Origin of the sequence: Pseudonocardia hierapolitana (assembly GCF_007994075.1) — a bacterium.
Classification (GTDB): domain Bacteria; phylum Actinomycetota; class Actinomycetes; order Mycobacteriales; family Pseudonocardiaceae; genus Pseudonocardia; species Pseudonocardia hierapolitana.
Window position 1 is genome coordinate 7,120,425 of record NZ_VIWU01000001.1, and the last position, 13,463, is coordinate 7,133,887.

The following is a 13,463-nucleotide window of genomic DNA, read 5'->3' on the forward strand; positions in this document are numbered from 1 at the left end:
CCGGGGCGGGTCAGGGGAGGCGGCCGACGGCGGCGAGGGTCTCCCGCACGGCGGCCAGCAGCGTGTCGGCCGAGGGCAGCGCGGCCTGTTCGAGGGTCTTGGCGTACGGCAGCGGCACCTCGGCCGCGGCCACCCTCCGGACGGGCGCGTCGAGGTGGTCGAAGGCGCCCTCGGAGATCGTGGCGGCGATCTCGGCGCCGATGCCGTAGGTGAGCCAGTCGTCCTCGGCAACCACCGCGCAGCCGGTCTTGCGCACCGAGGCCACGATCGTGTCCCGGTCGAGCGGCCGCAGGCTGCGCAGGTCGACGACCTCGGCGGAGATCCCCTCCTCCGCCAGCCGCTGCGCCACCTCGCCTGCCACCGCGGCCATCCGCGAGTAGCCGATGATCGTGACGTCGGTGCCCTCGCGGGTCACCGCGGCCCGGCCGATCTCGGCGGGCGGCAGCTCGTCGGGCACCTCGCCCTTGGTGTTGTAGAGCGCGAGGTTCTCGAGGAACAGCACGGGGTCGTCGTCGCGGATCGCGGCGCGCAGGAGCGCTTTCGCATCGGCGGGCGTGCTGGGCGCCACCACCTTCAACCCCGGCACGAACGCGTAGTAGAGCTCGATGTTCTGCGAGTGGGTCGCCCCGAGCTGCTGGCCACCGCCGCCCGGCGTGCGGATGACCATCGGCACCGACGTCTGGCCGCCGAACATCCCGTAGATCTTCGCGGCGTGGTTGACGATCTGGTCGAGCGCGATCAGCGAGAAGTTGATCGTCATGATCTCGACGACCGGACGCAACCCGAGCATGGCCGCGCCGATCGCGGCGCCGACGAATCCCTCCTCGGCGATCGGGGTGTCGCGCACGCGCTTCTCGCCGAACTCGGCCAGCAGCCCGGCGGTGATCTTGTACGAGCCCTCGAAGACGCCGATCTCCTCCCCGATCAGGAAGACGTCGTCGTCGCGCAGCAGCTCCTCGCGCAGGGTGCTGCGCAGGGCCTCGCGGTAGGTCATGACAGGCACGGGGGTTCCCCAGGAAGAAGAGTCAGCGGTAGAGGGCATCGGCCGGGAGCCGGCGGGACTCGTTCGCCACGGGTGTGGCGTAGGTGTGGTCGAAGAGCGTGGAGACGTCCGGGTGCGGGCTCGCGGCGGCGAAGGCCACGGCCTCGTCGGCTTCGGCCCGTGCCTGTGCCTCGAGATCGGTGAGCGCGTCCTCGTCGGCGATCCCGGCGTCGAGCAGCGCGGCGCGGAACCGGGCGATCGGGTCGGCCGCACGGGCGGCCTCGACATCGGACGACGCGCGGTACCGCGCGGGGTCGACCACCGAGTGGCCCTTCAGCCGGGAGCTCACCGACTCCAGCAGCGCCGGCTTGCCTTCGGTGCGCGCCCGCTCGACGAGCCGCCGGGCGGCGTCGCGGACGGCGAGCACGTCGTTGCCGTCCACGCGCTCCCCGTGCATGCGGTACGCGGACGCGCGTTTGTGCAGCTCGGGCTCGGCGGAGGACTTCTCCACCGTGGTGCCCATGCCGAGGCCGTTGTTGACCACCACGTAGACGATCGGCAGGTTCCACAGCGCGGCGATGTTGAGCGACTCGTGGAAGGCGCCGATGTTCGTCGTGCCGTCGCCCATCTGGCAGACCACGACCTCGTCCCCGCCGCGGTAGTCGATCGCGAGTGCGGCGCCGGTGGCGAGCGGCACCTGGCCGCCGACGATCCCGTAGCCGCCGAGCAGGCGCGCGCCGGCGTCGAACAGGTGCATCGAGCCGCCCCAGCCCTTGGACGTGCCGGTCGTGCGGCCGTAGAGCTCGGCCATCACGCGCCCGGGCTCGATGCCCTTCGCGATCGCGTAGCCGTGCTCGCGGTAGTTGGCGAAGAGGTAGTCGTCGGGGCGCATCGCGGCGAGCAGGCCGACGACGGTGGCCTCCTCGCCGAGGTTGAGGTGGCAGTAGCCGCCGATCTCCGCGCGGGTGTAGCCCTGGGACGCGCGCTCCTCGAACCGGCGGACGAGGACCATCTGGCGGAACCAGCCACGCAGTACGCCCGGGTCCTCCGCGGCGAGCGGGTTCGTCTGCTTGCGGGCCCGCCTGGGTGTCGTCGCTGCCACGCGCTCAGCCTCGTCGTGGCGGATGGCCGGCGCCATGATCCGGTGCCCAGCACTGGGGCCCGCTGATTGGGCAGCTCGCCCAATCAGCCGGGGAGCTCGAGTGCGGAGAGGGCGAGCGAGAGCTCGACGTAGGCGCGCCGTCCGGTGAGCGGGTGCCCGACGAGGGCGGCGGCGCGCTGCAGCCGGTTGAGCACGGTGTTGCGATGGCAGTACAGCCGCTCGGCGGCGACGCCGGCCGAGCGGTCGGCCTCCAGCCAGGCGGTCAGCGTCTCCAGCAGGACGTCGCGTTCCCGTGGCGGCAGGCGCAGCACCGGCCCGAGCCAGTCGTCGACGAGGCGCCGCCGAAGCTCGGGGGAGCGCAGCAGCATCGCCTGCGGGTAGCGGTCCTCGACCCGGACGAGCTCGGCGGCGCCCCTGGGCAGGGTGCCCAAGGCCAGGACCGCGAGCCGGTGGGCGACGGCCACGCCGGAGAGACCGTCGGTGGTGGAGGCGACCGCGCCCCGGCCGCGCGCGAGCGGCCGGAGGCGGGCCAGCACGAAGGCGGGGTCGTGGCTCTCCAGGGGGACGAGCCCGACGATGGTGTCGGTGCGGACGTGCCACACCGACCGGACGCCGAGTGCGCCGAGGGCCGTCTGCGGGCTCGGGAGCGCCGTGGTGCCGTCGGGCTCGAGGTCAGCGACCACCACGAGGTAGGCCCCGCCGAGGGGGAGGTCGAGCTGGTCGGCCACCCGCTGGCCGGTGGTCCCGCCGGCGACGACCTCCTCCAGCAGCGCGTGCCGGCGCTGGTCGTCGCGCCGCAGCTGCTCGGCCTCCGCGCGGCGGTAGGAGGTGGACAGCGCCGAGGACAGGCCGTCCACCACGGTCCACATCGCGGTGGCGGCGGCGCCGAGGTCGGCGGGCGTCACGCCGTCGGTGCGCTCGAGAAGGGCCTCCCACACGACCCGCCCGCCCAGGCGGAAGGTCCGCAGCATCACTTCCAGGGGCACGCCCTGTTCGGCCCGCTGCCGGCCGATCGGCCCGGCGACCGGGTCGTCGTCGGTGTTCCCGACGTGGCCGTCCGCGAGCAGCTGCAGCACGCGGGTCAGGTACCGGCGGCACCCGTCGCGCAGGTCCTCGGGAGGCACGCTGCGGTAGTCGGTCCACGCCGGGTGGTCGGTGAAGACGGCGGTGACGAGCCGGTCGGTCAGCACGTCGACGTCGGGCAGCCACGCGGTGGCGATCGTCGACAGCGGGCCTTCCACGAGGCCAGACGGTACCGATCGGGTCGCCGGGTCAGCGAGGTTCGGCGTCGGCGGGCGGCCGGACGAGCAGCTCGAACAGCGGCCGCAGCCGGCGTTCCAGCGCGTGCGCGTCGGCGGTGGCCAGCGCCGGGCTGCCCAGCACCTGCTGCATGAGCCGGACGCCGGCGAGCACGGACAGGAACAGCGCGGCCCGCTCCTCCGCCCCCGCGCCGGGCAGCAGCGCCTGCAGCGGGCGTTGGAAGTGCGTGTCGATGGCCGCGCGCAGGATCTCGGCGGCCCGGGGGTTGGCCACCGAGCGCAGCATCAGCAGGAAGCCGTCCACGGAACGGGGCTCGGCGGCGATCAGCGCGGCCGCGGCGAACCGGCTCATCGACTCGACGTCGTCGGCGATCAAGGTTCGCTCGGCGAAGGCCACCTCGACGACCTCGGCGAACAACCGCTCCTTGGAGCCGAAGTAGCGGTTGACCAGCATCGCGGTCACCCCGGCCGCGTTCGCGATCTCCCGCACGCCCACCCCGTCGTAGCCGTGGCTGGTGAAGGCGACCAGCGCGGACCGCAGGATCGCCTCCCGGGTGGCTGCTGCGTCGCGTCTGCGGGTCGGTGAACCGCTCATGTCTACGAGCGTAGACTTGCTGCGGTTCACCGACGAGGAGAGGTCGAGACGTGGGGAAGACGTGGCTCATCACCGGCAGCTCGCGAGGCTTCGGCCGGGAGCTGGCCGACGCGGTGCTGGACGCCGGGGAGAACCTGGTGGCGACCGCGCGCCGGCCGGACGACCTGGACGGGCTGGTGGCCCGGTACGGCGACCGGGTGCGGGCGGTGGCGCTGGACGTCACCGACGCGGCGGCGGCGGTGGCCGCCGTCGACACGGCCGTGCGCGAGTTCGGCCGGCTGGACGTCGTGGTGAACAACGCCGGCTACGCCAACAGCGCGCCGATCGAGGAGATGGCGGAGGACGACTTCCGGGCGCAGATCGAGGCCAACCTGTTCGGCGTCGTGAACGTCACCCGGGCCGCGCTGCCGGTGCTGCGCGGGCAGCGCCGCGGGCACATCGTGCAGTTCTCCTCGATCGGCGGGCGGGTCGGAGGCACGCCCGGCATGGGCGCCTACCAGACCGCCAAGTTCGGCGTGGAGGGGTTCTCCGAGGTCCTCAACGCCGAGGTCGGGCCGCTCGGCATCAAGGTGGTCATCGTGGAGCCGGGCCCGTTCCGCACCGAGTGGAGCACCACGTCGATGGTCCGCGCCGAGGTCGGCCCGGACTACCAGGCCACGGTCGGGGAGGTGAACCGCATGCGCGAGGCCACGGCGGCCGGCTGGCCCGGCGACCCGGCGCGCGCGGCGAAGATCATCCTCGACGTGGTGGCGATGGACGACCCGCCGCTGCGCCTGCTGCTGGGCGCGAGCGCGGTCGAGCTGGCGCTGCGCTCCGCCGAGGAGCGGAGCGCCGAGGCGCGGCGGTGGGCCGAGCTGAGCCGTTCCGCCGATTTCCCGGCGGGACCGTGATCTGACCACGACGGGCGTCTCACGCCACTCGGCCGGGTGAAGGTTCGCCATCGATTGGATCTTGCGGTCCACACCGCCGAACCGGTGAACGCCTGGTCAGTGCCCGCGTAAGGGGATGCTGCCGCCCGGGCCCCCGACCCTGGTTCTACAGCTACTCAATGCAGCGATGCGTATCCGTAGAGCGATCGTCGTCGTTCGTCGGCTGAGCAGCCGGGCGACCCGCTCCCCGTCGCCGCTCCGGTTCGTTCCCCGATGAAGAGGAGCCCGGATGGCCCAGCACCGCTTCGCGTCCCCACCCCGAGCAGGCTCCGGTGGTGCGGCGACCAGTCGCCGACGCTTCCTCGGCTACCTCGTCGCCGCCCCGACGCTGGTCGTCGCGGCCGAGCTCACCCGCCAGTCCGTGTTCGGTGGGACACCGGCCGCCGCGGCGGTCCCGTCCGCGCCCCAGACGCCCGAGATCTACGACCTGCTCGACGCGCTGCGGGACGCGGGGCGGCCCACCGCGAACCTGATCCGGATCGAGGTGAACCGCGACGGCACCGTGTCGTTCGCACTCCCGCGGTCCGACAACGGCCAGGGGATCATCACCTCGACGCAGATGATCATCGCCGAGGAGATGGACCTCGACGTCGACCAGGTCCGTGTGACACTCGCCGACGCCCGTCCGGAACTGATGTTCAACCAGCTCACCGGCGGGTCGAGCACGACGTTCACCACCTACACGCCGATCCGGGTGGCGGCCGCGCTCGCCAAGCGGCGGCTGCTCGCCGCCGCCGCCCAGGTCCTCGGCCAGGACGTCCGCACGCTCACCAGCCGCAGGGGGTTGATCAACGGCCTCCCGTTCGGCGACCTGACGGAGAAGGCCGCGAGCGCGACGACGGAGCAGGTGGAGGTGGTCCTCAAGGCCGAGGAGGACTTCCGGATCATCGGCCGGCCGCAGAACAAGACCGACGCCCGCGCGATCGTCACGGGCCGGAAGAAGTTCGCGACGGACCTGAAGGTCCCGGACGCGCTGCCGACCGTCATCTGCCGGGCTCCCGACCTGAACGGCACGCCCAAGCGCGTCCGGAACCTCGACGAGGTGCGGGACATGCCGGGCGTGACCGACGTGGAGGTCGTCTCCACCGGCGTGGCGGTCCGGGCGCGGACGTTCGGGCAGGCGATCGACGGCGTGAACGCGCTGCGCGTCGACTGGAATCCCGGCACCGTGGCAGGCGAGGACGACGAGTCGATCCTCGCGCAGCTGAAGGCGGCCGAGCTGCCGATGGCGGTGCCGGAAGGGGTCGGCGAGACGATCGACTGCGCGTTCACCTTCTACTTCACCTCGGGCAGCGCGCTCGAGACGAACTCGGCGATCGCGGACGTGCGGCGCGACCGGGCGGAGATCTGGGGCGCGCTCAAGAACCCGATCGCGGCGCAGGCGGAGATCGCGAAGCTGCTCGGGTTGCCGCAGAACAGCGTGACCGTGCACGTCATGGAGGGCGGCGGCTCGTTCGGGCGCAAGCTGTTCTTCGACGCCGCGCTGGAGGCGGCCGAGGTCTCGCAGGCGATGGGCAAGCCCGTCAACCTGATGTGGACCCGTGCCGACGACTCCCGGCAGGGCCGGGTGCACCCGATGTGCACCTCGCGCGTGCGCGCCCAGATCAGCGGGACGTCCGTGCTGAGCTTCGAGCAGCGCCACACGAGCGTCGCGACCCAGGTCAACCCCGGCCTCGGCGAGGCGATCACGGCCGCGGCGGTCAAGGCCCCGCTGGGCAACCTCACGCTCTCGGAGAGCGTCTTCGAGCTGACCCAGGTGACGCCCTACCACTTCGGCGTGTCGACCCGGTTCCTGAACGAGGTCGACCTGCGCTTCAACACCAGCTCGGTGCGCAACATCTACTCGCCGAACGTGGCGACCGCGCGCGAGCTGATGGTCGACCGGCTCGCCGACAGGATGGGCAAGGACCCGTACGAGTTCCGGCGCGAGTTCCTGAAGGGCGACCGGCTGCGGGCGGTGCTCGACCGGGTGGCCGATGAAGGCCGGTGGGGCCGCTCCATGGAGGAGGGCACCGCGCAGGGCATCGGCGTGCACACCGAGTACAAGGGCGTGTCCGCGGCGCTGGTGGAGATCGACTGCAGGCCGGAGACGACCGGTCGCAAGGTCCGCCAGGGCGTGACCGGGCCACGCGTGACCAAGGTGGTCTTCGCCATCGACGTCGGCCTCGTGATCAACCCGCGCGGGCTGGAGGCCCAGATGATGGGTGGGATCAACGACGCGCTCGCGCTGATCCTCACCTCGAGCCTCCACCTGCAGGACGGCCATTTCGTCGAGGCGAGCTGGGACAACTTCTTCTACACGCGGCAGTGGAACACCCCGCCCGAGATGCAGATCATCCTCGTGGACTCGGGCGCCGACGAGCCCGGCGGGGCAGGGGAGGCCGGGCTCGCCGCGACGTGCGGGGCGATCGCCTGCGCCTACGCGCGCGCCACCCGCACGGTGCCGGAGTACTTCCCGATCAACCACAAGGACCCGTCGCCGTTCGAGCCGTGGCCGACCGTGCCGCCGGTGCCGGAGTCGCCGACCAACGGCCTGAAGTACACCTTCTGAAGGAGCGTCGCATGCCCACTCACACCTTCACGCTCAACGGCGAGCGCGTCTCGGTGGACGCCGAGGACGACGTGCGCCTGCTCTGGGTGATCCGCGACCTGCTCGGCGTCACCGGCCCGAAGTACGGCTGCGGCATCAACGTCTGCAAGGCCTGCACGTCACACATCAACGGCAAGGCCTTCAACCCGTGCTCGGTGCCGGTCCGCGACATCTCCTCGGACGACGAGATCACCACGATCGAGGGGCTGGCCGACGGGGACGACCTGCACCCGGTGCAGCAGGCCTGGATCGAGCACGACGTGCCGCAGTGCGGCTTCTGCCAGCCCGGCCAGATCATGGCCGCCGCGGCGCTGGTCCGGCGGTGCCGGGACGAGGGCCGCGACGTCGACGACGAGGCGATCGAGGAGATCCGCAACATCTGCCGTTGCGGCACCTACAACCGCATCCGCGAGGCCATCAAGGCCGCTGCGGAAGAGATGTGAGGACGCGATGAGGAAGCGACTCCTGGGCGCCGTGCTGCTGGGCGGCGCGGTCCTGCCGGTCGCAGGGGCGGGCGGGGCATCGGCGAGCGAACGGCCGAGCGACCTCGAGCAGGCCGCGAGCGCAGGCTCGGCAACCGTGGCGGACGCGGGCGCCTCGTTCCTCGACGCCGCCGACGGGCCGGAGCCGGAGGGGGCCGACGGGCTGGGAACCGAGTTTCCGCAGTTCGACCCGCGGTTCGTGGAGGGGCCGGCCGGCGGCCTGCTCGACGATCCCTTCGGCTGACGGGCGCGCCGCGCAGCCCTGTAGTAACCTGAAAAATGGCTATCAACGGTTACTCGGGGCGGGCGGGTGCTTGCTCCGCCCCGTCGGAGGGTTTCGACGATGAGCACGGGTAGTCGCAGTGAGGCACGAGCGGGCGTACTCGAGGCCCGGGAACTGCGCGCGGAGACCTGGGACGACTTCGAGCAGGTGCTCGGCTCGAACGGAGGCGCCCGCGGCTGTTGGTGCATGCACTGGCGGCTGTCGATCGCCGAGTGGACCGAGGGCAAGGGCCAGGGGAACAGGCGTGCGATGCGGAAGCTGGCCTCGCGCGAACCGGCTCCCGGCGTGCTCGTGTACGCGGGAGACGAGCCCGTGGCCTGGTGTTCCCTCGGTCCGCGCACCTCGTTCCCCAGGCTGGAGCGCTCTCCCATGCTGGCGCCGATCGACGACGCGCCGGTCTGCGCCATCACCTGCGTCTTCGTCCACCGGCAGCACCGCGGGTCGGGCCTGCTCGCCGCCGTCCTCGATGCGGTCTGCGACTACGCGGCGAGCCGCGGCTACCCGATCGTCGAGGGCTATCCCGTCGAACCCCGCCCGGGGAAGCGCGCGGGTGCCGACACCGCCATGACCGGCATCGCCACCGGCTTCCTCGAGGCGGGCTTCACGGAGGTGGCCCGGCCGCGCCGCGACCGCCCGATCATGCGTCGCTCGCTGACCTGAGCCGAACCGACCGGAGCCCGCCCGGCGGGATCATGTCGTCGGCGCAGCCACCTGACGATGGCGGCTGGCCTTCTCCCGGTTTCCGCAGGTGCTCATGCTGCACCAACGCCGGCGTCCGCCTCGGGACGAGTCCAGGAACAGCCAGCCGCACCGGCCACACGCCCGAACCCGGTCGGCGGGCAGCGTGAACAACGCGTGCACCGCCAACAGTGCCAACGCCGTCGCGATCGCTCCCGGGGCGTCCCAGTCGGCGGCCAGGTGCTCCATGTCGGTGTCGATGCTTCGGAGATGGCCCGCGCGGACGCCCGCTCCGCCCCGCTCCAGGAGCGCGCCCACGGCGGCGGTCGGGACGGGCCGTCCGCGTGAGACGGCGTCGAAGACCGCCCGAGCGTGCTCGCGGACGGACCGGACCTCCTCGGTCAGGTCCGCTGCCGCCGCATCGTCCAGTGCGGGCGCGCTCTGGAAGAGCCCGATCGACTCGCACCAGCTGAGCACGTCCGATGGCGTCCTCAGCAGTTCGTTGTCCGGGACGGGGTGTGCGCGGTCGAACACCGTGTTCGTGAGGTCCAGCACCGGATGACCACCGATGAAGTGCGCGTCCTGCCACGGTGCCCGCGCTCGTGGTTCGTGGCGACTAACCATTGAACGCACTGTATCCGGTTTGGGCGGCAGGGCGTCGAGCGCTACGAGGCGTCGGCCTCCTCGCACGACCCGTGCCATCCACCCGATGCTCGGGCGTCACGAAATGCCCGGCGGGCTCAGGCGACGGCCGCGTACGCGCCACGGACGTGCGCGGCCAGCGGGCCCATGACGTGCGCCGCATCGCGGCTCACGCCGCGCAGGGTGTTGGAGGAGAAGGAGCGTTGCAGCTCGAGTCCGGTGTAGGCGAGGCCGGGGCGGGTGGTGGAGATGCCGCCGACGTGCCTGGGGGCGCCGTGTTCGAGTGCGCCGAGCGGCTGGAGGTAGTCCAGGGCGGGGCGGTAGCCGGTGGCGAAGATGACCGCGTCGACCTGCTCGCGCGTCCCGTCCGTCCATTCCACCGTTCCGGAGCCGAAGGCGGTGAACATCGGTCGGCGATCCAGGAGCCCGTCGGCCATGGCCTTGCCGTATTTGCCGGGGTCGAGCACCAGGGTGGCGGTGAGCAGTGGGGCGAGCCACTCCAGGGGCAGGTCGTCGAAGCCCGCGGTGAGCCGGTGGTGGATGTCGCGCCCGTCGGGCCGCTGATCCACGAACTGCAGCGGGTGGCGGGAGGCGACGGTCGTGGTGGCGACCTCGGCGAGGTCGTAGGCGATCTGGACGGCCGAGTTGCCGCCGCCCACCACGACCACGCGCTGCCCGGCGAACGGCTCGGGTGAGCGGTACTCGGCGGCGTGCAGGATCCGGCCCGGGAAGTGCTCCTGTCCGGGCAGCGACGGCCGGTAGGGGTTGTTGAACGAGCCCGTCGCCGCGACCAGGCCGGTCGCCTCGATCTCGTCACCCGCGGCGGTCTCGATGCGGAAACCGCCGGCCTGGGCGTGCACGGCGGTCACCCGCACCGATGTGCGGATCTCCGCGCCGATCCGGTCCGCGAACGTGGTCAGGTACCCGCTGACCTCGTCGCGGGTGGGGTAGTGGTCCAGGTCACCCGGGAACGGTGCGTCGGGCATGCCGCTGAACCTGGCAGGGGAGAACAGCCGCAGGCTGTCGTAGTAGTCGGGCCACGAGCCGGTCGGGCGCTCTCGCGCCTCCAGGACCAGGGGCTCCAGCCCGTGCAGCTGTGCCTGCTGGGCCGCGGCCAGGCCCGACTGGCCGGCACCGATGATCACCAACGGGTGAGAGATCTGAACCATGACCGAATCATATCGTCATTTTGCGAGGTGACGATACGACTGCTCTGGGAGACTGGACGTGTGAGCATCGATGGCAGCCGGGATGAGGTGTCCAGCCCGCCGCAGGCCGGCGCGGCCGATCGGCTGCCGGTCGAGCTGAAGACGTCGACCCGGGAGTTCCTGAAGGCGCTGACCAGTCCGACCCGGCAAAGGATCATGCTGCTGTTCGCCCGCGGCGCGGAGCTGTCCGTGGGTGAGGTCGCGGAGCAGATCGGCATCGGTCAGTCGACCGCGTCCGAGCAGCTGTCGATCCTGCGTCGTGCAGGCATCGTGACCTCGCGCCGCGAGGGCAAGGTCGTGTTGTACCGGTCGGACCGCGACGGTGCTCTCGAGGTTCTCGCCGACCTGCAGGCGTACCTGCAGACGTGCTGCTAGTGCGGGGAGTTGTAGCACTCGTCAGGCGTCGTCGGTGCGGCGGCGCTCCATGAAGACGGTGTCGCGCCAGACGCCGTGGTGGCGGGCGATCCGTTCACGCACGCCCAGAGTGCGGAAGCCGGCGGAGTGGTGCAGGGCGATGCTCGCCCGGTTCTCGGGGAAGATCGAGCTCTGCAGGGTCCACATGCCGGAGTCGTCGGCGGCCGTGACCTGGCGGTGGATCAACGCCTTGCCGACACCGCGCCCTCGGTGACCCTCGCCCACGTAGACGGACGACTCGGCGACCCCGACGTAGGCGGGCCGGTCCGACGCCGCCTTCAACGCGGCCCAGCCGACGACCCGGCCCTCGATCTCCGCCACCCAGCGGTGGTCGGGCAGCCAGGCCCGGTCCAGTGTGCGACGGTCCGGCACCTCGGTCTCGAAGGTGGCGTCGCCGGTGGCGATGCCCTCGGCGTAGATCCGCCGGACGTCCGGCCAGTCGGCCGGTTCGAGCATGCGCACGGTGACGTCGGCCGGCAGGTCCTCCGGGCAGCACGGCCGCGGCCCGAGCATCCCCATCACCGCGTCGGCGGCGTGCGGCAGGCCGGTGCAGCACGCCGGGTTCACCGACACCAGGGTCGACGTGCCCTCCTTGCGGAGCCGCACGAACCCGACGTCGGCCAGCTTGCGCAGGTGGTGCGAACAGGTCGACTGGCTGACCCCCAGCTGCTCCGTGAGGATCCCCACCGTCACCTCGCGGCCTGCGACGGCGACCGCGTGCAGCAGCCGCACCCGCATCGGCTCGGCGAGGCAGGCGAACCACTCGGCGTACGTGGCCGCGTCATCCGCGCTGAGCTGTTCCGGCTGCCGCGGCGACACGTCGATCAGGGGTAGGGACACGCTCATGGCAGCAAGTATCGACGACGGTCGATGGTTGCGTCAATCGAGAGTCGTCGATACAGTGCTGCGCTATGGATCGACCGCGATCGATGGAGGAGCGATGAGTGCGTCGAGCAAGGGTGAGCTGCCGGTCGTCGTCATCGGAGCCGGTCCCGCCGGGCTCGCCGCCGCTGCGCATCTCGCCGGACGCGGCCTGACCCCGCTGGTGCTGGAAGCGGGGCCGGCGGCGGGGGCGGCGGTGCGCGAGTGGCACCACGTGCGGCTGTTCTCCCGGTGGGGAGAGCTCGTCGACGTCGCGGCGGAGAAGCTGCTCGCGCCGACCGGATGGCAGGCGCCGGACCCGGACGCCTACCCGACCGGAGAAGAGTGGGTGCAGCAGTATCTGCAGCCGCTGGCCGACGTGCTCGGCGACCGGGTCCGCTTCGGAGCCCGCGTGGTCGGGGTCGCCCGGCGAGGATGGGACCGCGTGGTCGACGTCGCCCGCGGGACCGAGCCGTTGACGGTGCGGGTGCGGTCCGCCGCCGGGGAGGAGCGGGTCACCGCTCGGGCGGTGATCGACGCCTCCGGCACGTGGACGCTGCCGAACCCGCTGGGTGGCGACGGGCTGCCCGCGCTGGGCGAGGACGCCGCCGCGGACCGGATCCGGTACCGCGTTCCGGACCTGACCGACGCGGCCGAGCGCGCCCGCTACGCGGGGAAGCGGATCGTCGTCGCCGGGAGCGGACACTCGGCCCTGACCGCGCTGGTGGCGTTCGCCGAGCTGGCGGAGGACCACGCCGACACCCACGTGCAGTGGCTGTTGCGCCGCGGCGAGATCGGCAACACGTTCGGCGGCGGGGAGGCCGACCAGCTGCCCGCCCGCGGCGCACTGGGCCGGCGGGCCGCACGCGCCGTGGCCGCGGGGCACGTCACGACCGTCACCGGGTTCCGCACCAGCGCCGTGCACCGCGCCGAGGACGAGCGGCTGACGTTGGAGTCGTTCGACGGCGCCACCGTCGGCCCGGTGGACGAGGTCGTCGTGCTCACCGGGTTCCGCCCGGACCTGAGCATCCTGGGCGAGGTCCGGCTCGATCTCGACCCGGTCCTGCAGGCGCCACGCGCGCTGGCGCCGCTGATCGACCCGAACGTGCACTCCTGCGGCACCGTGTACCCGCACGGCGCGGTCGAGCTGGCCCAGCCCGAACCCGACGTCTACCTCGTGGGCATGAAGAGCTACGGCCGTGCCCCCACGTTCCTGTCCCTGACCGGCTACGAGCAGGTCCGATCGGTCGTCGCCGCGATCGCGGGGGACCGCGAGTCGGCCGAGCGGGTCGAGCTCGTGCTGCCCGAGACCGGCGTCTGCGGCGGCGGCGGGCTCGTCGATCAGCCCGAGGACGACCTCGTCGAGGCCGCCGGTGGATGCTGCGGTCCGGCTGCACCGGTGGCGCTGTCGATCGGAGCGCCGGCCGGCCGCTGACGA

At 72.3% G+C, this 13,463-nt stretch carries 14 protein-coding genes; 7 read left to right on the forward strand and 7 right to left on the reverse strand.

The features are described 5' to 3' along the window. Nucleotides 1-10: 10 nt before the first annotated feature. The 4 genes from FHX44_RS33630 to FHX44_RS43945 all read right to left on the reverse strand — a co-directional run bounded on the left by FHX44_RS33630 (nucleotide 11) and on the right by FHX44_RS43945 (nucleotide 3,938). Entirely contained in the window at nucleotides 11-994 is a 984-nt protein-coding gene (locus FHX44_RS33630; RefSeq protein ID WP_425469207.1) for an alpha-ketoacid dehydrogenase subunit beta, read from the reverse strand. A 31-nt stretch (nucleotides 995-1,025) separates the two neighbouring features. Next, entirely contained in the window at nucleotides 1,026-2,084 is a 1,059-nt protein-coding gene (gene pdhA / locus FHX44_RS33635) for a pyruvate dehydrogenase (acetyl-transferring) E1 component subunit alpha (protein WP_246170737.1), read from the reverse strand. 83 nt (nucleotides 2,085-2,167) lie between these two features. Then, a complete protein-coding gene (locus FHX44_RS33640; protein ID WP_147259463.1) occupies nucleotides 2,168-3,325 on the reverse strand; it encodes a PucR family transcriptional regulator in 1,158 nt (385 codons plus the stop codon). 31 nt (nucleotides 3,326-3,356) lie between these two features. Next, on the reverse strand, nucleotides 3,357-3,938 hold the full coding sequence (locus tag FHX44_RS43945; RefSeq protein WP_147259464.1) for a TetR/AcrR family transcriptional regulator: 582 nt from the start codon (nucleotides 3,936-3,938) through the stop codon (nucleotides 3,357-3,359). Nucleotides 3,939-3,988: 50 nt separating this feature from the next. Here FHX44_RS43945 and FHX44_RS33650 point away from each other — a divergent pair, with 50 nt between their 5' ends. The 5 genes from FHX44_RS33650 (at nucleotide 3,989) to FHX44_RS33670 (ending at nucleotide 8,882) form a co-directional block, all read left to right on the forward strand. Next, nucleotides 3,989-4,828, forward strand: a complete 840-nt coding sequence (locus FHX44_RS33650) for an oxidoreductase (protein WP_147259465.1) — start codon at nucleotides 3,989-3,991, stop codon at nucleotides 4,826-4,828. A 268-nt stretch (nucleotides 4,829-5,096) separates the two neighbouring features. Next, nucleotides 5,097-7,418: a molybdopterin cofactor-binding domain-containing protein gene (locus FHX44_RS33655; protein WP_147259466.1), complete on the forward strand. Its 2,322-nt coding sequence runs from the start codon at nucleotides 5,097-5,099 to the stop codon at nucleotides 7,416-7,418. 11 nt (nucleotides 7,419-7,429) lie between these two features. Then, entirely contained in the window at nucleotides 7,430-7,900 is a 471-nt protein-coding gene (locus tag FHX44_RS33660; protein ID WP_147259467.1) for a (2Fe-2S)-binding protein, read from the forward strand. A 7-nt stretch (nucleotides 7,901-7,907) separates the two neighbouring features. Next, the gene (locus FHX44_RS33665; protein WP_147259468.1) at nucleotides 7,908-8,183 is read left to right on the forward strand and encodes a hypothetical protein; all 276 of its coding nucleotides are present in this window, start codon (nucleotides 7,908-7,910) and stop codon (nucleotides 8,181-8,183) included. Between the two features lie 99 nt (nucleotides 8,184-8,282). Next, a complete protein-coding gene (locus tag FHX44_RS33670) occupies nucleotides 8,283-8,882 on the forward strand; it encodes a GNAT family N-acetyltransferase (RefSeq protein ID WP_147259469.1) in 600 nt (199 codons plus the stop codon). A gap of 30 nt (nucleotides 8,883-8,912) precedes the next feature. On the opposite strand, the gene FHX44_RS43540 is transcribed toward FHX44_RS33670, so the two are convergent. Both FHX44_RS43540 and FHX44_RS33680 read right to left on the reverse strand, forming a co-directional pair. Continuing rightward, entirely contained in the window at nucleotides 8,913-9,524 is a 612-nt protein-coding gene (locus FHX44_RS43540) for a CGNR zinc finger domain-containing protein (protein ID WP_246170738.1), read from the reverse strand. Between the two features lie 116 nt (nucleotides 9,525-9,640). Next, nucleotides 9,641-10,711, reverse strand: coding sequence for a flavin-containing monooxygenase (locus FHX44_RS33680; RefSeq protein WP_147259471.1), 1,071 nt, complete (start codon nucleotides 10,709-10,711; stop codon nucleotides 9,641-9,643). 60 nt (nucleotides 10,712-10,771) lie between these two features. On the opposite strand from FHX44_RS33680, the gene FHX44_RS33685 reads away from it, so the two are divergent. Beyond that, nucleotides 10,772-11,125: an ArsR/SmtB family transcription factor gene (locus FHX44_RS33685; protein ID WP_212612770.1), complete on the forward strand. Its 354-nt coding sequence runs from the start codon at nucleotides 10,772-10,774 to the stop codon at nucleotides 11,123-11,125. A 21-nt stretch (nucleotides 11,126-11,146) separates the two neighbouring features. On the opposite strand, the gene FHX44_RS33690 is transcribed toward FHX44_RS33685, so the two are convergent. Beyond that, nucleotides 11,147-12,010 (reverse strand): helix-turn-helix domain-containing GNAT family N-acetyltransferase, encoded by an 864-nt coding sequence (locus FHX44_RS33690; RefSeq protein ID WP_147259472.1) that lies wholly within the window; start codon nucleotides 12,008-12,010, stop codon nucleotides 11,147-11,149. A gap of 94 nt (nucleotides 12,011-12,104) precedes the next feature. Between FHX44_RS33690 and FHX44_RS33695 the strand changes: the two genes are divergently transcribed. Next, nucleotides 12,105-13,460, forward strand: coding sequence for an NAD(P)-binding domain-containing protein (locus tag FHX44_RS33695; protein WP_147259473.1), 1,356 nt, complete (start codon nucleotides 12,105-12,107; stop codon nucleotides 13,458-13,460). The last annotated feature ends 3 nt before the right edge of the window (nucleotides 13,461-13,463 follow it).